20 protein-coding genes are annotated in these 20,537 nt (G+C 43.8%); 9 read left to right on the forward strand and 11 right to left on the reverse strand.

Annotation, left to right across the window (positions count from 1 at the left end; translation table 11 throughout):
• Positions 1-224: 224 nt before the first annotated feature.
• From AC6CIF_RS17410 to AC6CIF_RS17430, 5 genes are all read right to left on the reverse strand, one after another.
• Complete coding sequence (locus tag AC6CIF_RS17410) at positions 225-1,541, reverse strand: nucleobase:cation symporter-2 family protein (protein ID WP_076210068.1); 1,317 nt, start codon at positions 1,539-1,541, stop codon at positions 225-227.
• 459 nt (positions 1,542-2,000) lie between these two features.
• Positions 2,001-3,185, reverse strand: a complete 1,185-nt coding sequence (locus AC6CIF_RS17415) for an S-layer homology domain-containing protein (protein WP_498200696.1) — start codon at positions 3,183-3,185, stop codon at positions 2,001-2,003.
• A gap of 155 nt (positions 3,186-3,340) precedes the next feature.
• The gene (locus AC6CIF_RS17420) at positions 3,341-4,072 is read right to left on the reverse strand and encodes a hypothetical protein (protein ID WP_498200698.1); all 732 of its coding nucleotides are present in this window, start codon (positions 4,070-4,072) and stop codon (positions 3,341-3,343) included.
• Positions 4,073-4,367: 295 nt separating this feature from the next.
• On the reverse strand, positions 4,368-4,667 hold the full coding sequence (locus AC6CIF_RS17425) for a Dabb family protein (protein WP_498200699.1): 300 nt from the start codon (positions 4,665-4,667) through the stop codon (positions 4,368-4,370).
• A 54-nt stretch (positions 4,668-4,721) separates the two neighbouring features.
• Positions 4,722-5,303 carry a TetR/AcrR family transcriptional regulator gene (locus tag AC6CIF_RS17430; protein ID WP_498200700.1) on the reverse strand — a complete coding sequence of 194 codons (582 nt, stop codon included), beginning with the start codon at positions 5,301-5,303 and terminating at the stop codon, positions 4,722-4,724.
• 223 nt (positions 5,304-5,526) lie between these two features.
• Here AC6CIF_RS17430 and AC6CIF_RS17435 point away from each other — a divergent pair, with 223 nt between their 5' ends.
• The 3 genes from AC6CIF_RS17435 (at position 5,527) to AC6CIF_RS17445 (ending at position 8,655) form a co-directional block, all read left to right on the forward strand.
• Positions 5,527-6,642: an NADH:flavin oxidoreductase gene (locus tag AC6CIF_RS17435; protein ID WP_498200701.1), complete on the forward strand. Its 1,116-nt coding sequence runs from the start codon at positions 5,527-5,529 to the stop codon at positions 6,640-6,642.
• Positions 6,643-6,868: 226 nt separating this feature from the next.
• Positions 6,869-7,720, forward strand: a complete 852-nt coding sequence (locus tag AC6CIF_RS17440; protein ID WP_498200702.1) for an AraC family ligand binding domain-containing protein — start codon at positions 6,869-6,871, stop codon at positions 7,718-7,720.
• Positions 7,717-8,655, forward strand: coding sequence for a DMT family transporter (locus tag AC6CIF_RS17445; protein ID WP_498200703.1), 939 nt, complete (start codon positions 7,717-7,719; stop codon positions 8,653-8,655). Before AC6CIF_RS17440 ends, AC6CIF_RS17445 begins: the two co-directional genes overlap by 4 nt.
• Before the next feature lie 72 nt (positions 8,656-8,727).
• Here the strand turns inward: AC6CIF_RS17445 and AC6CIF_RS17450 are convergent, their stop codons facing one another.
• The gene (locus AC6CIF_RS17450) at positions 8,728-9,429 is read right to left on the reverse strand and encodes a pseudouridine synthase (RefSeq protein ID WP_498200705.1); all 702 of its coding nucleotides are present in this window, start codon (positions 9,427-9,429) and stop codon (positions 8,728-8,730) included.
• Positions 9,430-9,632: 203 nt separating this feature from the next.
• On the opposite strand from AC6CIF_RS17450, the gene AC6CIF_RS17455 reads away from it, so the two are divergent.
• The 5 genes from AC6CIF_RS17455 to AC6CIF_RS17475 all read left to right on the forward strand — a co-directional run bounded on the left by AC6CIF_RS17455 (position 9,633) and on the right by AC6CIF_RS17475 (position 15,207).
• Entirely contained in the window at positions 9,633-10,265 is a 633-nt protein-coding gene (locus AC6CIF_RS17455) for a hypothetical protein (protein ID WP_498200706.1), read from the forward strand.
• Positions 10,266-10,607: 342 nt separating this feature from the next.
• The gene (locus AC6CIF_RS17460; RefSeq protein WP_498200707.1) at positions 10,608-11,816 is read left to right on the forward strand and encodes an MFS transporter; all 1,209 of its coding nucleotides are present in this window, start codon (positions 10,608-10,610) and stop codon (positions 11,814-11,816) included.
• A gap of 92 nt (positions 11,817-11,908) precedes the next feature.
• Entirely contained in the window at positions 11,909-13,147 is a 1,239-nt protein-coding gene (locus AC6CIF_RS17465) for an aspartate aminotransferase family protein (RefSeq protein WP_498200708.1), read from the forward strand.
• Between the two features lie 202 nt (positions 13,148-13,349).
• Entirely contained in the window at positions 13,350-14,399 is a 1,050-nt protein-coding gene (locus AC6CIF_RS17470; protein WP_498200709.1) for a zinc-dependent alcohol dehydrogenase, read from the forward strand.
• A gap of 70 nt (positions 14,400-14,469) precedes the next feature.
• The gene (locus AC6CIF_RS17475) at positions 14,470-15,207 is read left to right on the forward strand and encodes an HAD family hydrolase (RefSeq protein ID WP_498200711.1); all 738 of its coding nucleotides are present in this window, start codon (positions 14,470-14,472) and stop codon (positions 15,205-15,207) included.
• A gap of 142 nt (positions 15,208-15,349) precedes the next feature.
• Here the strand turns inward: AC6CIF_RS17475 and AC6CIF_RS17480 are convergent, their stop codons facing one another.
• The 4 genes from AC6CIF_RS17480 to AC6CIF_RS17495 all read right to left on the reverse strand — a co-directional run bounded on the left by AC6CIF_RS17480 (position 15,350) and on the right by AC6CIF_RS17495 (position 18,596).
• A complete protein-coding gene (locus tag AC6CIF_RS17480; protein WP_017687882.1) occupies positions 15,350-15,532 on the reverse strand; it encodes a YjfB family protein in 183 nt (60 codons plus the stop codon).
• Positions 15,533-15,682: 150 nt separating this feature from the next.
• A complete protein-coding gene (locus tag AC6CIF_RS17485; RefSeq protein WP_498200713.1) occupies positions 15,683-16,948 on the reverse strand; it encodes a beta-propeller fold lactonase family protein in 1,266 nt (421 codons plus the stop codon).
• 178 nt (positions 16,949-17,126) lie between these two features.
• Positions 17,127-17,984 carry a Cof-type HAD-IIB family hydrolase gene (locus AC6CIF_RS17490; RefSeq protein WP_498200714.1) on the reverse strand — a complete coding sequence of 286 codons (858 nt, stop codon included), beginning with the start codon at positions 17,982-17,984 and terminating at the stop codon, positions 17,127-17,129.
• Positions 17,985-18,065: 81 nt separating this feature from the next.
• Complete coding sequence (locus AC6CIF_RS17495) at positions 18,066-18,596, reverse strand: GNAT family N-acetyltransferase (RefSeq protein ID WP_498200715.1); 531 nt, start codon at positions 18,594-18,596, stop codon at positions 18,066-18,068.
• 211 nt (positions 18,597-18,807) lie between these two features.
• On the opposite strand from AC6CIF_RS17495, the gene AC6CIF_RS17500 reads away from it, so the two are divergent.
• A complete protein-coding gene (locus AC6CIF_RS17500) occupies positions 18,808-19,968 on the forward strand; it encodes a S8 family peptidase (protein WP_498200716.1) in 1,161 nt (386 codons plus the stop codon).
• Between the two features lie 119 nt (positions 19,969-20,087).
• Here AC6CIF_RS17500 and AC6CIF_RS17505 read toward each other — a convergent pair whose 3' ends face one another.
• A complete protein-coding gene (locus tag AC6CIF_RS17505; protein ID WP_490205065.1) occupies positions 20,088-20,486 on the reverse strand; it encodes a RidA family protein in 399 nt (132 codons plus the stop codon).
• Positions 20,487-20,537: the final 51 nt, after the last annotated feature.

Consider the following 20,537-nt stretch of genomic DNA (forward strand, 5'->3'; position numbering starts at 1 on the left):
GAAATTCAATTCAATAGGTTGTTGACTTAAACGAACAGCTAAAATGTTCTTGATGAAACTTTAGCATATTTGCATGCCTTTTGCATTCCTCATGAATCGTAAGCACCAAAAAATCCAAGAGGTTTCTTGGCTAAGTAGAATCATTGTCTTTCATCCCACTTCCCAGAAAACCATCTTGGATCTATTCCACTTACTACCGGATGAAACGTCTGTTATTACAAGGATTACGTGTGTACTTCTTGAGCCTGTACAGGCTGTACTGGCAAGCTCTCTTTTTTCAAAGCAAGGTTAAAGAAGACATTAAGCAGGATGGCTGACAGGCTTCCCGTGATAATACCATCGCTCACAATAATCCGAATACTTTGAGGAAGCTGGGCAAACAGATCGGGTACAGCCGTAACACCGAGCCCAAGTGAAACGGAGCAAGCCACGATCAATAGATTGGATTGTTTGCCAAAGTCGACGTTTTGCAGCATTTTGATCCCGGATGAGACGACCATTCCAAACAGGACAACAGTCGCTCCTCCGAGGACAGCACTTGGAATAATGGTTGCAAAAGCAGCTACCTTCGGAATGAGTCCCAGAAAGACCAGGATACCTCCGGCTGCAACAACAACATTGGTCGTTTTCACTTTGGAGAGCTGAACCAAACCAACATTCTGTGCAAATGTATTGTATGGAAAAGCATTAAAGATGCCGCCCAGAACAAACGCAAGACCTTCTGCGCGATATCCCCGTGCCAGATCTTTTTCGTTGATCGGTTGATCACAGATTTTGCTCAAAGCCATAAATACACCTGTTGATTCGATGATAACCACCGTACCTACAATAATCATTGTAATGATTGGACCGATTTCAAAGGTAGGCCATCCAAAGTAAAAGGGTTGAGGTAAATGGAACCAAGAGGCTTCCTGTACAGAGGCAAAACTCACTTTTCCCATAAAGGCTGCGATGAGGGTCCCCACGATAATACCAAGGAGAACAGCCAGGGATTTAACAAACCCGCGAGCATATCGATTCAGGATTAGAATGAACAGTAATACGCCAAATGAAAGCGCCAAATTGTCCAAACTTCCAAAATTCTCGCTGTTTGCTCCACCCGCCATGTTTTTAATGCCAGTTGGGATTAACGCAAGACCGATGATGGTTACTACTGTACCGATTACAACTGGTGGAAATAATTTGACGATTTTGCTGAAAAACACGGCAAAGATGACGATAAATAACCCGGCTGCGATGATCGACCCATATATGGCAGGAATTCCGTATTGCGATCCAATCGCAATCATGGGTGTCACCGCTACAAAAGAACTTCCGAGCACCGCTGGCAAACCAATACCCAAGTACTTCCCTTTCCGAGCCTGAAGCCATGTTGCAATCCCACACGTTAATAGGTCAATGGATACCAGATACGCCAACTGCTCTGCAGTCAGATTTAGTGCTCTGCCCACAAGCAAAGGCACCAGAATTGCTCCCGCATACATCGCGAGTACGTGCTGAATCCCCAGTGAAAAAACTCTCATCTTTTTGGTTTCTTTCATCCCAAGTTGCCCCCCTGAAATTAGAATCAACAGAACCGCTGCAAAATCATGTTATGTTGATTCACATTATATAAACTATTCAGGGAAGTTCCATGATTCATAACATAGAATTGTGATAAGAGATAAAGAGCCCAACTTAAATTGGGCGTGTTATACAAAAGGTACTCTCAAACGGTTTATGTCGCGTTATATTAGTTGACATAAATATTCTCGAAAATTCATCTTTAATCTCCAATAGATCCACTTATCTAGAACAATCTCAAGTGGAATCAGCAAGCTTAATATTATTTTCCAAAACATATCCTTCACCGTAGATTGGATGGCAGTACCCTGCGCACAGATTGTTGGGAATAAAAAATAACCGTTCACCCTGAAACTTTAGGTCTCAAGATGAACAGTTCAAAGAAAAATTCAAGAGGTTATTTATATAATTATGAGTATGATAGCTAATTCTCTTTGTTAGAAGTTTCTCATTTCTGGGTCCTCTACATAAATCATCACTTCGTTGTTACCATCCTCATTCAAACGCTCAGGATACCGGGCTTTACCGTGGACATCAAAATTTGTCACATTTGTTACATCTAAGATGACTCTGTTAGTAGTATCCATTAATTGTTCAAAGGTATACTTAATGTTCTGACCATTTATTGACACGTAAACGTCTACCAGTACATCGGATTCAATTCTAATAGCCACCTTCGTTAGGAATTTCCCAGGGTTCAGAGCGAACGTAGGAGATTTACTCAGAATGATCGTTTCTTCTGGCTCTGTGTAGAATATGTTTGCTCCAAATCCGGTAGACACACCTGGGAAGAGGTGAGAGCCGGATAAAGACTCCTCAACCTTCTGGTATGCGTAATCCTCACCAGCAGCTGCCAACATTCGGTTGAGAATGGTAACTGTCTCTGCTCGCGTGACTGATCTGTCAGGGTAGAAAAAACCATTAGCGTCCGGTGTAATGATTCCAAGTTTCATAAAACGGTACAAGGCCTGGGCCTTCACGTAGTCAAAATCACCCGCCCAATCAAGTTTAGTTCCCTCCCGAATCAAGGCCATCTTTGCTATCATCAGGGACTCGGAATTCCCTTTCTTCTCGAATTCTTTGTAGGATGCAAACTGCAACTTCGGAACATCTTTTACTTTGGACAGTTGCTTCACTGATTCCGACGTAGTTAAATCATTAATTCTCGGTCCATTCATATCACTGAATAGTGCATCTAATGTCATCAGCACGTCCCAACGAGACATCTTTTTCTCCGGTTTGTAACTGTAACTATCATCAGCATAATTTTGTACATCCGCAGCAAAGATAGGTGAGATTGTACTGTACAACTCAGCGAATTCTTTGCTAGCCCAATGGCTTTCAGGGACCCCCGGGATCGTAGAAGATTCCAAATTGCGGAGCATAGGGAACAAACGGTAAACCATAACCGTAAACTCAGCTTTAGTTACGGACTGCTCTGGGCGAAATGAACCGTCTGGATATCCAGTTAGAATCCCGCGACTATTCATTTCGTCTATGGACAATCTGGCCCAATCATATTTACGATTATTGTCTACATCGCTAAATCCGGCAAAGACGGGTGAAACACATGCAACAGACACAATAATTAACACCATGCACGTCAAAAGATATTTTTTCAAAGATAGCACGCTCCTTTTTTGGGAAGAAAATAGAATTGAAATAACAAAGGTAGCATATACCACTGTGTTTACTTGATATGCTCACCGTTTTAACGATCACTTGATATAGATCAAGGATTGCTTAGACTCCTCACTTATGCCTCAACTGCCAAAGGTTATTCAATATCGCTACGCTTGATCGTAGTGCCATCATCAAAAATAATTTGATCCATCTCGAATTCAACTGTGATTTTTTCTAGCGGAGTATCCCTAAATTCAATATCATTTTGTATAAATTGATTTACCTCGAAACTACCATCATATGTAGTAGATGTTCCAGCCGTAATGGCTTCATCGTATTTTACATTGAGTGATTTGATATCATTATCAAACATATCCTTAAAAGTGATGAGACCTTGAAACCCTTTCACCTTTTTGTCAGAGGTATTCTCAATGTCAAGCGTCATGTTAATGACGTCTTTAAAGATCCACTTATCCGTATCTTTGAAAATAACACTCTTTTTGAGTAAGCCTACTCTTAATGAATCATTCAAAAGTTTTAATTGGGCTTGTCTTTCTTTTTCTACTTCTTCCTGTTTTCTTTTAATTTCTTCTTGTCTCTTTTTTTCCTCTTCCTCGATCTTCTGCTGCCTTTCTTTTTCATCGGTTATAATTTGGATCACTGTTTTTGACGAGAGGTCTGTATTTTCGCTGCTTGCATACTCAATTGCCTTGCTATAGAAATCTTTATCTTCTTGTGTAAGTTCAGTCGTAGTCTGCACATCCTGAGAGACAGTCTCTGAATACAGTTCTTCTGTTATTGGCTTTCCACACGCAGATAACACAATAGTTACTAGTCCAATTAATAAAATTAATGCTAAACCCTTTGTCTTCGATCTTTCCTTCAACACTGCACATCCTTTAAAATTTTATTTTCATGCAAAACATAAAACCCTTCCCATTTCAACCTCCTCCAGGAAATTTATACCTCATGAATTATAGCATCAACAGGAAATTTGGACTAGATGTAACTATGTCTTAAGTCACAATTCCAATGCACATACTCATAATTCAATTTTGAATTATTCCTCGAGTTCCTCTGTTTAAATATCTACTTTTATACCATTCGGGCATGCAAGCATTGAAAATGTTCAACAGGATGAATGAACCCATCCATCTGCACTTTAGCTTATAATCACAACTTTATATCGCATAATCAACCACAATTACATCTTCCACCCAACCATCGAGGGAAGCTACAAATGCCTGATGAGCAGGATGTGGACCATAGGCGCGTAATGCCCCCTGATCTTCAAACGTCACTCTCAATCCAATCGTGTAACCTTGAATACGGTCCGTTTCTTCCGTTGCATTAATTCCTGCGGTCAGCCCGACAATCCCCGGGATTTGTTCCTGTAACGCGAGTAATTGATCCACCCATTCCTGCTGTTTGGCTAACGTGGTTTTATCGTTAAATTTAAAAACAACCAAATGTTCAAACATCTTGTTATTCCTCCCATGTCCATTCGAATAGTCATGCAATTTCGTTAAATGAAGTTAATTCAACAATTCCAATCCGCCCATCATATAGGGTACGACTCTGTTGGCTAATTCAGCCGGGGATTCCTGCCCTCCTTCAATATTCCATCGATATGTCATCCCATAGATCGACCAGCTCAGCATGGTTGCAGTAATTTTCAGTGTTTTGGGATCTACATCTCCCGCTACTTTGCTCATTAATTCAAGAAGGAATTGCTCCAGCTGTGTCTTGATGTTTTCTTCAATAATTGGCGCAACTGTCTCATATTTTTTGATGCATCCATTACTTGAGACGTGATAATCACATAATGAAAATATAAGCTGCTGTATGGTTTCGGCTGATAACCGGGCATCCGGGTCTACCCTTTTCGTTACATACTCCATAAAAGCATCCGATAACAAGGCTTCAATCAATGCATATTTATCCTGAAAATGGGCGTAGAATGTAGCCCTGTTAATTGTGGCTTGTTCCGTAATGTTTTGAATCGTAATGCTGTTGAAATTTTTAAGATTCAATTGGTTTAAAAACGCATCAAGAATTAATTGACGCGTGCGGATTACACGCGGATCATTCGAGTTTGGAGACAATACACCAGACATGTCCCAATCCTCCTTTGTTCACAAAATATTTGGTTAGACTCCTTCATTATAGATAAGTGTTATTTGTTCAACAAGTGAAAGTAAGTGCACAGACACCATACAATAATCAGTGTCTTTCGCTTAAGCAACAAAATGCTCCGATTGTTGGTTGAGCATGCCTATAGACCTTGTTAAGATTGCACTCGTACCCGCTTGAAGGTGCAACATAATGGAGGTGCTTAGTTTGAGTAATCAACAACATAACGTTATTTCTACGGAGTTTCTGTTTCAACCATACACTGTTCAAAAATTAACCCTTTCCTCGCGCATCGTCATGTCCCCCATGGCTCGTGCCTTCTCCCCGGGTGGTGTCCCGGGCCCCGATGTAGCCGCATATTATCGTCGGCGTGCCGAGCATGGTGTTGGACTCATTATTACAGAAGGTGCAACCATTGAGCATCCATCTGCATCAAGTGAGCCTAGAATCCCTCATATGTATGGAGAAGCAGCTCTTCAAGGGTGGACTGAAGTGGTCGAACAAGTCCATGAAGCCGGCGGCAAGATTTTTCCGCAGATTTTACATATGGGCATTGTCCGTCCTTCAGGATCTCAGCCTCACCCGGAAGCCCTGTCGCTTAGTCCATCAGGTCTCGATATGGAAGGTACTCAAGTAGGTGAGCCAATGACGGAGGCAGAGATCGCAACTGTGATTCAAGCTTATGCAGATGCAGCAGCCAATGCGCAAAGTATTGGTTTTGACGGAATTGAACTTCACGGTGCACACGGTTTTCTGATCGATCAGTTTTTCTGGAAAACAACGAATAGGAGAACGGACCGCTATGGTGGTGACCTACAGAAAAGAACTCAATTGGCGGTTGAACTTGTAATGGCAGTTCGTGCTGCGGTAGGTCCTGATTTCCCTATCGCGATGCGGATTTCCCAATGGAAGATGAATGATTATCAAGCCAGACTGTTCGACACCCCCGAACAACTGGAACAATTCCTTCATTTGCTGGTTGACGCAGGTGTAGATATCTTCCACTGCTCGACACGACGCTTCTGGGAGCCCGAGTTCGAAGGATCTGATCTTGGATTTGCAGGTTGGGTGCGAAAGCTAAGTGGTCAAACCACCATTACCGTCGGTTCTGTGGGTATGCCAGATGAGCCTGAAGCAGGAGCAGATAAAGCAACACATCCAGGTATGAGCGAGCTTATGAAGCGTTTCGATCAACAGGAATTTGATCTGGTGGCTGTGGGACGTGCGCTTCTTGGTGACCCGGCATGGGCAGTTAAAATACAGGAAGGCCGCGCATCTGAAATTCATCCTTTTACACCTGAAGCACTTGCTACGTTACACTAAGAACAATTACTTATTGTTCCAGAGATTTTTTTCTCCCCTATTTATAGGTTTGAACTCATGAATCAATTATACTTAGCAAAGGGCTCGCTTTCCCTCCGGGATTGCGGGTATTTTGTTTTTAGAGATATCTGTCCGACCAAACACTTCGAGCAATAGCAATATCGTTCAAGAAAATTCCTTCTTTGCAACCTATAATGACGTTAACATACCAGAAAGAAGGTGCATCATGACTCGGGAAGTCCGGACTGTCGTATTTGATACCGATCTACAGCTAGAAGCTTATCAATTTGAAGGCATTATGCAGAAGTTTCCCAATCATTTTCATGACTATTACGTCATAGGATTCATTGAGCAAGGCAAGCGACACCTCGTCTGCAACAACGAAGAATACATTCTGAATAGCGGAGATATGATTGTCTTTAATCCACATGATCCTCATGCCTGCGAACAGGTGGATGGAAGAACCCTCGATTATCGCTGTATCAACGTCCAGCCTGAGGTTATGCGAGAGTATGTGAGAGAGATTACTGGACAAGCTTACTTGCCACGGTTTACATCCCCCGTTCTCTACCAAAGTGAACTTGTGGGTTCCCTGCACGAGCTGCATCAGATGATTCTGGAAGAGCAATCGGATTTCTGCAAAGAAGAATTGTTACTCCTACTACTGGATCAATTGCTGCGAGATTATTCGGATGCTGAACCACCTGTTTCCACACAGGATGTGACCACAGAGATCCGACGCATATGTGATTACATAGAAGCTCATTACATGGAGAGCATCTCGCTGAACGATTTAACCGATTTGACGGAGATGAGCAAATACCACCTGCTGCGTTTATTCACCCGCCAGAAAGGGATATCACCTTACCGTTATCTGGAGACGATTCGCATTAATCAAGCCAAACGTCTGCTGGAACAAGGTCTGCCGCCGATTGAAGTAGCTGCACAGACAGGATTCAGTGACCAGAGCCACTTCACGAATTTTTTCAAAAAACTGATCGGCCTGACACCCAAGCAATATAGACGTATCTTCAATCATGATTCGGAGTTGAAACGTACCACCACTAACATCGTATGACAAGTCATCTTGGTCATCAAAATACTAAAGCCTCTAACGGACATTTACTCGCTTTGTTTACTATACTGATCTGGGGAACTACCTTTGTCTCGACGAAGGTTCTGTTGACTGATTTCACTCCAGTGGAGATTCTATTTTTCCGTTTCCTGATCGGTTATTTGGTACTGTTATTGATCTATCCACGTTCACTGCGGATCGCCTCATTCAGAGAAGAATGGTTATTTATTGGAGCAGGACTATGTGGGGTGACGTTATATTTTCTTATTGAAAATATTGCTCTGGTATACACAACAGCTTCCAACGTGGGTGTTATTGTCTCCATTGCCCCGTTCTTCACTGCCGTGCTCGCACACTTCTTCTTAGATGGCGAGAAGTTAACTCGCCGCTTTATTATTGGATTCGGGATTGCCTTGAGCGGCATAACACTCATCGCACTGAACGGCAGCTTCATTCTGCAACTGAATCCGATAGGGGATCTGCTTGCTTTCATAGCACCTGCGGTATGGGCGATCTACTCTGTGTTAATGCGGAAAATTGGCGAGCTTCGTTATCACACCATTGGTGCGACTCGCAAAGTGTTCTTCTATGGCCTGATCTTCATGCTGCCAGCTCTATTCCTGTTTGAATTCCATTGGGAATCCGGACGCTTCACGAACATGACCAATCTCTCCAATATTCTCTACCTCGGTCTGGGTGCCTCCGCATTGTGTTTCGTGACCTGGAACCGGGCCGTGAATCTTCTCGGAGCTATCAAAACGAGCGTATATATCTATCTGGTGCCTGTCATTACTGTTGTGTCATCTGCACTGATTCTTCAAGAGCAGATAACCTGGGTGATTGTACTCGGCGCGCTCTTAACTCTATTTGGCTCTTACATTTCAGAACGAAAAGGACACAAGCTTAACAACAAAAACACTAATCCGCATAGGAGTTAGTGTTTGCTTCATTTTTCACTGATATAAACGTTCATTGTGACTGAACACCGTTGCGTTGACATGCAGCAAAACTCATTTTATCTCATTTAATTGAGACAGCAGAATATCCAGTTCCTCTTGCTGCAGATGACGCCATTGCCCCCGCTCCAGTTGATCCAGCGTAATATTCATAATTCGCACACGCTCCAGCTTGAGGACTCGGTACCCCAAGGCTTTGCACATTCTCCGGATTTGCAGGTTGAGACCCTGTGTCAGAATAATACGAAATACATTGTCACTTTGCCTATACACTTCGCAGGGCTTGGTCACCACGTCCAGAATTTCAACGCCATCCGACATGGACTTTACGAATTCGTCAGTTATGGGTTTGTCTACAGTCACTACATATTCTTTATCATGATTATGCTCCGAACGCATCATCTTGTTCACAATGCCTCCGTCATTCGTAAGCAAAATCAACCCCTCAGATGCCTTATCCAGCCTGCCTATCGCAAATATGCGAGAAGGATAATTCATATATTGAATGATGTTCCCCTTCACATGTTCTGCTGCTGTGCAGACAATACCGATGGGTTTGTTCAAAGCAATGTAGACAGGTTCGCTGTCATTACGAGGGATCTGCTTCCCATCAATGAGTACCACATCGTGAGGTTCAACTTCCGCCCCTTTTTCACATACCCTGCCATTGATCGTTATGCGTCCAGCTGCAATTAAACGGTTCGTTTCCCTGCGGGAGCAGAATCCCGTTTCACTTATGTATTTGTTAATTAACATGTGTCACCACTTCTCATCTATAGTATTGCCACTGGTGCTTAGAGTGCTGGTACGTTCTTCGCTTCGTGAAATGAGTTAGTACCTTGTACTGATTTTCATTCCACATCATCTCATTTATACTGAAACGAAGCAATGAATGGTTATATAAAAACACATACAACGTTACATAGGAAAGCCAAAATACACTCTGGAAGGAGTTTCTCATGTACAAAGTTACTCGAATTAGAGTTGACCCCGATGATCCCAACCAAGACTCTGGCATGTGGATCGGTGGAGAAACTGCATACGTTTCCGACTGGCCACTCAACCCTGATGGTCAGCCTTTGTTGCATCTGTTCTCCATCAATTGCAATACACTTTCACAGCAGGTCCATATCCCATCTTTACCACAAGATAAATATATCTCGGTCTTCTCAACCTACTCCGCCTCCGAATACTTTCTGGATCAGGTAACCTATACGGGAGATGAACTGGAATGGAACGAGAATATTCTCGCCGGATGCACTTATGTCTCGGTATCTTCGAATCCACTCACTTCCGTATGTCCCGTTCCACCCATTCCGTTAAGAGGCCTACGTTTGATTGAAATGGAGTTAGACGATCAGGCATTCCCTGCATTTTCATTTTTTTCTCCCACTTTACCAAACGGTGTGAAAGGAATTGACCATTTGCTAGAAGAATATCAACTGGTGTGTCAAATGTATTCCGGAGATTTTCCTGAGCCTTATCGGGATATATTGGGTCTTCCTGATGCAAACGGTTATTTATTTTTGCGAAAGGGTCCCGCGTCTGCTCACGCACCATTCGATGGAATTTTCTTTGTACAGACTGCTTAATGGCGATACGTCGAGGTCAGGTATCATCATATAAAACGGCTATTCAGAACGTTTCCCGTCTACTCAGACAGGGAACGTTTTTTATATATGCACGTGTTACTATCCTCGATCAATATAGATGCCAAACCCTGTTAAACGGTCATATGAATTGAATCATATCTACCCTTTCGACACGAAATCGTTTTAGAAAAAACTTAGCACAAGAAATATTTCTCTTCATCAAAATTTAACATTATTTTACAACAAAAAGCATGTACATTTGTGCATTTATGGTATAAGTTATATATGAAATAAACATTAATTACATAATATAAAATTTTTATCCAACTAGGAGGCGGGCTTTTGAAAAGAATATTCGCTCTAAGCTGCGGTTTTTATCTGTTAATCGGCATAACCAGCGTTGTGCTCGGTGCACTTCTCCCTGTTTTATTGTCACATTATGAGCGCGGTTACAGTGATGGCGGATTTTTGTTATTTCTGCAGTTTCTTGGATTTCTTGTCGGTGTAATCGCAGCTCCCGCCCTGACAGCCCGTATCGGAAGAAAAGCGATGCTGACCCTAGCTCTGATTTGTATTGTAGCTGCTTATATATTACTCGGTTTTTTGCCATCCTGGTCTGTAGTTCTTCTTCTCACAATTATCGTAGGTTTCGGTTCAGGTATCATCGAACCCTCTGTAGGTGCATTCACGATCGAATTCACTGAGAATCAAAAGGCGGTCGCCATGTCCAAGCTGGATGTCTTCTTTGCTCTTGGAGCACTTCTCATCCCGGCTGTCGCTGCTTTATTCATCTGGATGGATCTGTGGCATCTTACTTTTTATACGGTGGCCGTGTTGTCACTGATTCTCATGCTGCTGTGGATCACGATGCCCCGGCCAGCCGCACTGTATCTGGAACAGGCTGGTGAGAATACAGTGGCACATGCAGCAGGTAAAGCCCAATATTCGAGAAAACATCTGGGTCTGCTGACGATCTTCGTCATCTTCTTTTTCATCTATATGGGATTGGAACTGGGATTGATGAACTTCCTGCCCTCCATTCTCGTAGAACGACTGCACCTTCAGGAATCTGTTGCATCGTTGAGTGTCTCCATCCTGTGGATTGCAATGATCATCGGTCGTCTTTTCTCCGGGAAAATAGCGGAAGCCGTCAACTATATGCCTTTCCTGATCTGGAGCACGGTTGGTACGCTTTTGTTTACGATCGCTATGGTATTTGTAACTGGACAGTGGGCAACGTATGTGCTGATCTTCGGAACCGGTCTGTTCATGTCAGGGCTGTTCTGTATCGCACTTGTCTACGCAAATGTTCTGATTCCCGGTATGACCGAGCGGACAACCAGTATCCTGATCGCATCGGGGGGGATTGGAGGTGCCATCTTGCAGTATGTGACTGGATGGAGTATGAGCACAGGTCCTGTCGTGAATACGATCTGGATTTTGGCCGGATTCTGTCTGATCTTGCTTGTTACTTTGATGGTCTCTCATCTATGGACTGTAAAAAACAATGCAGTACGTGCTGCTCTCGCACAACATAGCAAGGAAATGTAAACATCGTTTCTTAAGGGAGGTGATGCCCGCATCATCCGGGATTTTTTGAGCTTCGTTCGAGCTAGTACACCATTACAATTGGAGGAAATCGTATGCAAACTTTAACCAACAACCGCTTCATAGCCGGAAAAGGGATTAAGTTGATTGACGATTCAGGTGTTGAATACCTGGATGGCGTGTCGGGAACATTCAATCTGTCACTGGGCTATAATCACCCACATGTAGTCAGCAAAATTCAGGAACAAGTCGGCAATCTGACGCATATGTCTTCCTCCTTCACTGAACCGTACGTAAATGAAGTACTTGATCACTTAATCGAATATGCTCCAAACGACATTAATGCCGGATGGATGCGGGATATCACTGGTTCAACTGCCAACGAATGTGCAACCAAAATTGCACAGAAGTATACGGAATCGACAGACATCATCAGCCTGTATCTATCCCATCATGGGCAGACCCAATTTGCCACCGGGATTTCGGGGAATGCCTTCAGGCGGAAACGCTTCCCCAATTCGGCAGTGGCTAACGCGGTCCATGTGCCTGCCCCATACTGTTATCGTTGCCCATTCAAATCCTCAAATGGAGACTGCGCCTATCAATGCGTTGAAGCTATATCTGATGCGATAGAATATGCAAGTTCCGGCTCAGTCGCCTGCATGATTATTGAGCCCATTCTCGGGAATGGCGGCAATATCATTCCTCCTGCCGGATATTTCAAACGTCTGCGTAAACTGTGTGATGAGTACAATATTATTCTTATTGCCGACGAAGTGCAGACAGGCATCGGTCGTACCGGAACCATGTTTGCCAGCGAACTGTTTGATATCCAGCCTGACATGATTACCCTTGCGAAAGGTCTTGGCGGGATCGGCGTACCTGTTGCTGCGGTGTTAATGCAATCCCGGCTGAACGTGCTCGAAAAGCACGAACACTCCTTCACCTCAGGAAGCAATCTGATCTCCGTAACCGCTGCCAAATCCACCTTGGAAGTGGTATCTGAACCCGGATTCCTGGATGCGGTTAAACGCAAAGGTGAAATTTTGGGTGAATTGCTGCATGAATTGGCTATGAAATACCCAAGTATCGGTGAAGCTCGTGGTGTCGGGTTAATGTGGGGGCTCGAGATTGTAGGTGACGGTAATGAACCGGATACGCTCAAAACCAATGCCATTGTTGACCGCGCTTTTACAGATGAACATCTGATCTTGAGAAGTTCAAGATATGGTTTCGGCAACGTTGTTAAGGTCCGGCCTTCCCTTACCACAACCGAAGACGAACTGGTAGAGATTGTAGAGCGGCTGGATTCGGTGCTTGCAAACGTTCATTAGTGAGTAATTCATATTACACTCGAACACTACGCAAACAGAACAACCTTTCGATCGCTGTTATCCCCGGATTTTTTTGATTCCTCTTTCTCAAGGGAAAAATCCGTTGATAAAGGCGAACGCTCCGCTTCTACATGTTTGTTCTGTTCTCTTCGTTATCGTGTAATCTGAAATACAATTTTTATTACTATAAGGAGGTTATATCATGCTTGCCTTGGTATACAAATCGGCATGGGATGTGGCGCTTGAGGAACGGCCTGTCCCGGAAATCACAAGAGATAATCAGGTGTTGGTTCGTATTCGGGCGACAGGCGTATGCGGTACCGATCTCGGTATTGTCAGCGGCAAATATCATGCGGTCCCTTCTGTCATTCTTGGTCATGAGTCTGCCGGGGAAGTCATTGCTGTTGGCGCTGCGGTAACGACATTACAACCGGGCGACCGTGTTGTGATCGATCCTACCTACTATTGCGGACAATGTGACATGTGCAGAACAGGCAGACAAAATCATTGCACACATAAGTCTGTTACCGAGACAGGTGTGAGTGCTGACGGAACTTTTACAGATTATTATGTGACCGAGGATCGTTTTTTGTACAAATTGAAGGATCATGTGAGCTATGCAGAAGCAACTTTGACGGAACCGCTCAGCTGTATGCTAACGGGGATTAATCAGATTCATTTACTGCCGAATTTCAGAACAATCATCCTCGGTGCAGGCCCGATTGGCATTCTGTACAGCTACGCTCTCGCCTCTAAAGGGGTTACCGGCTGTCTGGTCGACATCTCCGAAGAACGCTTAGCCATTGCTGGTTCTATTGCACCTGATCGTTGGGAAGTTCATTCATCCTTCGAAAATGCAATAGAATCACTGTCACCCGAAACCCAGCAGGTCGATATGATTGTTGATACAACGGGCGTTGTGGGCACACAAGTACTTTCCCAGCTCGCCAGTGGCGGTTACCTGATGCTGGTTGGTCTGAGAGATGGAAACACATCCTTCAATCCTAAGGAAGTTGTGGACCGCAGTCTAAAAATTATTGGTTCCATCGATTCTCTGGGGACATTCGCTACCGCACATTATATGATTGAACAAGGGATTATTCCGGCAAAAAAAATCATCACCCACTCCTTTCCGTTGGAGGATTACGAAGAAGCATTCCGCACACTTGGCTGCGATATTCAGGGACGCACACTTCAAGCCTCTTCACATGCCATTAAAGTTGTGCTGCAATCCAGCGGTTCCAGTTTCTAAAGTGGAAGGTTAACCATGAATGGACTACATTAGAGATATATGTTTACACAATCCTGGAGGAGGAATACACATGGCAGCGAACAAAGAATCTAACGGACTGGGAGCCCCCAATGATGACATCATTCAAGCGGTCATTTTTGACATGGATGGTGTACTGATTGACAGCGAACCGATTTATTTCGAGATTGAGCGTAGCTCATTTTCCCATTTTGGCGCTGTGGTAACTGATGAAGAACATCATACCTATGTTGGAGTTACACTGGAATCCATGTGGCAGCAAGTATTGGACAAACATCAGCTGGCAGCTACGCTGGAAGAAATATATGCTTATCATCAGCATAATGTGATGCAAACCATGCTTGCCCATCCGAATCTGACGGCAATGCCTTCCTTGGAACGCTGGTTAAGCTGGCTGCATGATCAACACGTACCCATAGCCGTTGCTTCTTCCTCTCCACGTGCACTGATTGATTTGATCATGGACAAAACCGGACTTGGGCAATACTTTGAGGTGCGAATGACAGGTGAGGAAGTTACAAACGGCAAGCCGGCACCAGATATTTTCCTGACCACAGCTGAGATGATTGGTGCATCCCCTTCGAATTGTCTGGTGATCGAGGACTCGCGCAATGGTGTCCAAGCCGCCAAAAGTGCAGGCATGCGCTGCATCGGATATCGCAATCCGGGATCAGGCAATCAGGACTTGTCCAAAGCCGATCTTCAGATTTCCAGTTACGATGAGTTATGGACATTGAAGAATACACTGCCCTTTGAAGGCAAATTGCCAAGCTTGTCAAAGTTTCGCTGAGAAGATCGTAATAAAGAGATCGTAATTTCGGAATGTATTTAGAAAAAAACAACCCAAACGGCTTCAATTCATTCGAATTGGAGCTGTTTGGGCTTTGCTTGCTGCAATGGGTGTTACATAAGAACACATGCTGTAATTTCAACTAAACCGAAAGATCGAGACTTCCACCCAGATTGGGATGAGGAGCAGGCACTGACTTCAACATTTCCGCCATCTGCTGGCCTTGCTGCTGTGCCATGTCTTTTGTAATCGACATCACTTGCAAGCTTGCCGACTGCACTACTGAAGCTTGGCTCATCGCCATTGATAATGCTGCAATATCCATGTTCTGCACTCCTTTCACTTTCTGATTACATAGATGTACTTATTATATATCGGTCAGAAGGGAGGAATTGTTAAAAGATCGATCAAAATGTATACTAAAATCCATTCCAAATGCGGTTATAACTTCTTTCATTCAAGTCCCCTCACCTTTCTACGGATTTACACCTACTGCGAACGGACGTGCCCCCACCGGAATGACATCAATTACCGTATTCGTTTCGCCATCGATCACAGAAATGGTATTGTCATCTTGATTGCTTATATAAACTCGATTGGTTAAAGGATTGGCACCCGCTCCGTTTGGATTAATCCCGACCGGAACAGTAGCAATCACGGTATTCGTTAATCCACTAATTACTGAAACATTATCCGTATCTCGATTTGGTACGTAAATGGCGTTTGTAAAGGTATTAACCGCTACTTCAGCAGGGGTAACGCCGACCGGAATGGTATCAATTACGGTATTCGTCACACCATCAATAACGGAAACCGTATTACTGGTAAAATTCGATACATAAATACGGTTGGTGGCTGGATTGACACCTACACGGAATGGATTGACCTGAACGGGTATCGTAGCAATCACCGTATTGGTTACTCCATCGATCACAGACACCGTATCAAAATTAAAATTAGCTGCATAGATAAGATTGGTTAAGGAATTGACGCCTATACCCGTTAAAAAATTGAGTCCAGGAATAGTGATAGCATCAATCACCGTGTTGGTCAATCCATCAATAACGGTTACATCTTCAGTTGTATCCAATGTATTAAAATTTGCCGTATAAATAGCATTGGTCGCTATATTGACCCCTACGTCACCTGGCTCACTCCCAACCGGAACAGAAGCAATTACTGCGTTGGTTAAACTATTAATGACGGAAATGGTATTGCTGCCTCTGTTTGCGACATAAATACGACTCGTTAATGGATTGACATCAATCCCTGCAGGATTCGTCCCCACAGGAATGGTAGCAATCACCGTATTCGTTTCGCCATTAATGACGGAAACATCGTTACTGTTGAAATTGGCAACATAAATGCGGTTGACTGATGTGTTATCTCCCTCTATTTCAAGTTCAGAAGAGACTAATCGATGTGCGGCGACAAGCTGGCCGGATGTATTTTTGCCCCACACGGAAATCTCCGTTTGCTCTATAGCTACACCTTCAACTGTAAAGACAAATTCAAACGCATCCAGATTAGCAAAATAAGTTCTTGTCACTACCTGATCCGGAGCAATTGAAATCTGCTCGCTGACATATAAAGTCCTTGTAGAGGTCAAATTATACCCTTGTATTAGAACAACAGATCCATCCAGAGAATTCCTGTTATCAATTTTAACTGTAACTTGTTGTGTTGGCCGTACATCACTGACGGCATTATTCTCAATAGGTCCGGTTGACAAAATGGCCATTTCGATTCTCTCCTCCACTCAGATGATATGTTTGATTACAACCCTTTTGTGAAAAAAATAAATTGATCTGTTCAAACCATAATAAAGACCCTGCAATAATATATGCAGGGTCTTTATTATGGTTTGGGACAAAGGGTGTACGTATTAACCGTTTTTATCTCTCAACTTGTTTTCTTTATCAAGTGATCAATCCATACTTCACAAAACTATGATACAATCCATCTTCCTCTACTGTTCCAGTAATATCATCTGCAATGGCTTTCAGACCTGGCTTCGCATTACCCATGGCAATTCCGATGTTACAAAATTCCAACATCTCGGCATCATTCATGCCATCACCGATGGCGAATGTATCTTCTTGGGACATGCCCAGATGCTCCAGAAGATCAGCGATCGCAATGGCTTTGTGAATGCCAGGGATCATTAGCTCACCACTTCCTTCACCAAAGATCGGCACGGTGCACTGAATGACTTCGAATTTCCCTTCAAACTCTTGCTTGATCCGCTCAAACGGGATGACTGAGCTCTCCAAGAAACATACTTTGTTCACATCATCCTTGTACAGGTCCGCCTCTCCATACGTTAATCCGGCAATAAACGGGTGCGGTTTCAGCTCCTTCTTCTCTCTGGCTACAGGGTCATTCTCCACATCGCCATAGATACGGCGTTCCAGGTGAGGTTGAAGATTGTTACTCGCATACAATGCCGAATTGGATTCAAGGTAGAAGTCAATACCGTTTTCATTGAAGAAATCGACCATATGTCGAACATCTTCCGCTGTTACCCTTTTGTGATATAACACGTCCTTGCCAAACTCCACATAACCCCCACCTGCACCAATCAGACCATCGAATCCGACATCCCAGATGGAATCATAAATTTCTGCTTTGGATCGGCCTGTACATAAATAGAGCAGATGTCCGTTCTCTCTGGCCTGTTTACAAGCCTTCTGTGCTGACAACGGAATGTTTCCATCATCGTCAACCAATGTGCCATCAATATCAATAAAAACAATTTTTCTTTTCGTTTCGTTCATCTGCCTAGCCCCCATTATGTATGTTGTCTATGTCTAACCGAGCGAGTACCGACAGACATTTCCTTCAATAAATTCCAAAGGTCACTTACAAGCCAACTTGTCCATATGTACCGTTTGCCAGTCATCATCCTGCTCAGTAATAACCGTAAACCCTTGGCGTTTCCAGAAATCTACGGCCCCTGGCAAGAAGCGATGTGTATGCAAATACAGTGTCGTATAGTGCATATCCTTTACCACATTCTCCAGTTCCTTTAACATCATCGAACCAATGCCGTATCTGCGATACGCAGGATCTACATAACATTTTACTATTTCGGCAGCAGACTGAGCTTCATATCGTCCTTCCACGGCTTCAATTCGCCCATCATATGGTAATATCCCAATAGTTCCGACGATGCCTGCATCCCCCATCAGCGCTACAAGAAAGATCGAACCATCGGAGTCCAGATAATGTTCTCTGAACTGCTCGAGGTCCACAGGCAATTTCGTATGATCCATCATCGGAAACACTTCTCTGCGTACACGCATGGCAAAATCAATGGCATCATGAATCTGGTGTGCCTGAACTGGTGTGACTGTCGGTATACCCTGAAGTTGTGTCAATAAATCCACATTCCTTATCCTCTGTATTAAGAGCTACCTCTTGGCCCTGCCTTAAATCTTGTTCATGCTAAAGCGGCTCTCTTCATCTCATCTTACCGAACTTATCCCTTCCTATCAACCTATCTACACTACTAACCAAATTGCAAGAGTGCCCACGCCATCTGATAGAGTTCGCATACGATAAGGCGTGTCACAATTCATATTGGAGGGATAAACGCTCATGTGGTTATGGTTAGGTGTTTTTGCTTTCATTTTGCTAGCAATAATAGTGTTCGTGTATCGTTATCTGAACCAACTTGCCGAGAGCAGGTTTCACCCTCACGCTCCCAAGCAGCTCTTAGTCAAATTCAAGGAAGGTACAACAGATGATGAGATGCACACCCTTCACAAAAAAGGGAGATGTAAGGTCGCTGAGACCTATGAAGATTTAGGATGGTACCGTGTGGAATCCCGCAAAAAAATGCACCGGATGCTGAAACATTACAAAGATCATGAACTTATTGAACATGCAGAGCCGAATTACCTCGTTGAGGCATCCTTCACTCCCAATGACCCTTTCTTTCCTTATCAGTATAACCTGTCCAAAATCAATGCACCCGCTGCATGGGATATTACTCAGAGTAACAGCTCTGTCAAAATCGCCATTATCGATACCGGTGTACAGTTGAACCATCCAGAATTGGCCTCAAAGCTCCTCCCCGGTTACGATTATGTTGATTATGATAACATACCTGAGGACGGGAACGGCCACGGCACCCATGTAGCCGGGATCGCTGCCTCCGTAACCAACAATGGTGTGGGCATCGCCGGCGCTGCACCACTCGCATCCATCGTTCCGCTCCGGGTACTGGATAACAACGGGCAAGGAACGATAGGTAATGTCGGTAACGGGCTTGTCTTTGCTGCCAACAACGGTGTACAGGTTGTTAACCTGAGCCTTGGTGGGCCAATGGGAAATGCTTTCCTTCAAGCTGCCGTACAGTATGCTTGGGATCGAGGAGCTGTGATTATTGCTGCAGCCGGTAACGACAACACTTCATTCCCAATCGTACCCGCATCGTATCCCAATGTGATTGCTGTCGCTTCAACCAACCCTTCCGATCTCAAATCCAATTTCTCCAACTATGGTTCCTGGGTGGATATGGCTGCACCGGGTGATACCATTCTATCCACATACCTGGGAGGTTCCTATGCCTACCTTAGCGGTACGTCCATGGCTGCCCCTCATGTGGCTGGAGCCGCTGCCCTTCTCGCTGCACAAGGGAAAACAAATGCTCAGATTCGGGATGCACTGTGTTTCGCTTCTGATCCGGTATCAGGCTCCGGGATCTACTGGACATATGGTCGACTGAATGCTCATCAGAGCTTGCAGGTGCCATAACACACCTACTATCGCTCATGATTGCACACAGGCATGACGTTTCCATTTTTCACAAATTAAAAAACGAAGGGGCATCAGTAAGTAAGATGCTCCTTCGTTTGGTTAAAAAGTATTCGATGTTACACTTTTGCTGCCCAAAGCTCTATTTCAATTTTAATCTCTGGTAGACCTAACGCCGTAATGTATCCAATCGTCATTGCAGGATAATCCGTACTAAATAATTGTCCCCACTCGGCATATAAGAAATCCCAATCGATTTCCTCGGTTGCCCATACGTTCACTTTGATAATATGTTCAGCATCTAAGCGCTCAGATTCGAGCACTGTTTTAATATTATTAAATGTATTAGTGACTTGCTCATTCAAACTCTCTGGAAAAAGTCCATTATGATCTGCTCCAATTTGACCCGAAGTCACAAATAACTCTGCATTCCTCGGGATTCTTGTAATATGCGTGTACTGACCTACAGGAGCTGGCATATTTGCTGGATTTGTTCTAGTAATTTTGTCAATATTCATCTGGATTACCTCATCATTCTTAAGATTTTTCTGCGTTAGTTCCTAGTTTTC

The organism is Paenibacillus sp. GQ49, from assembly GCF_059759055.1.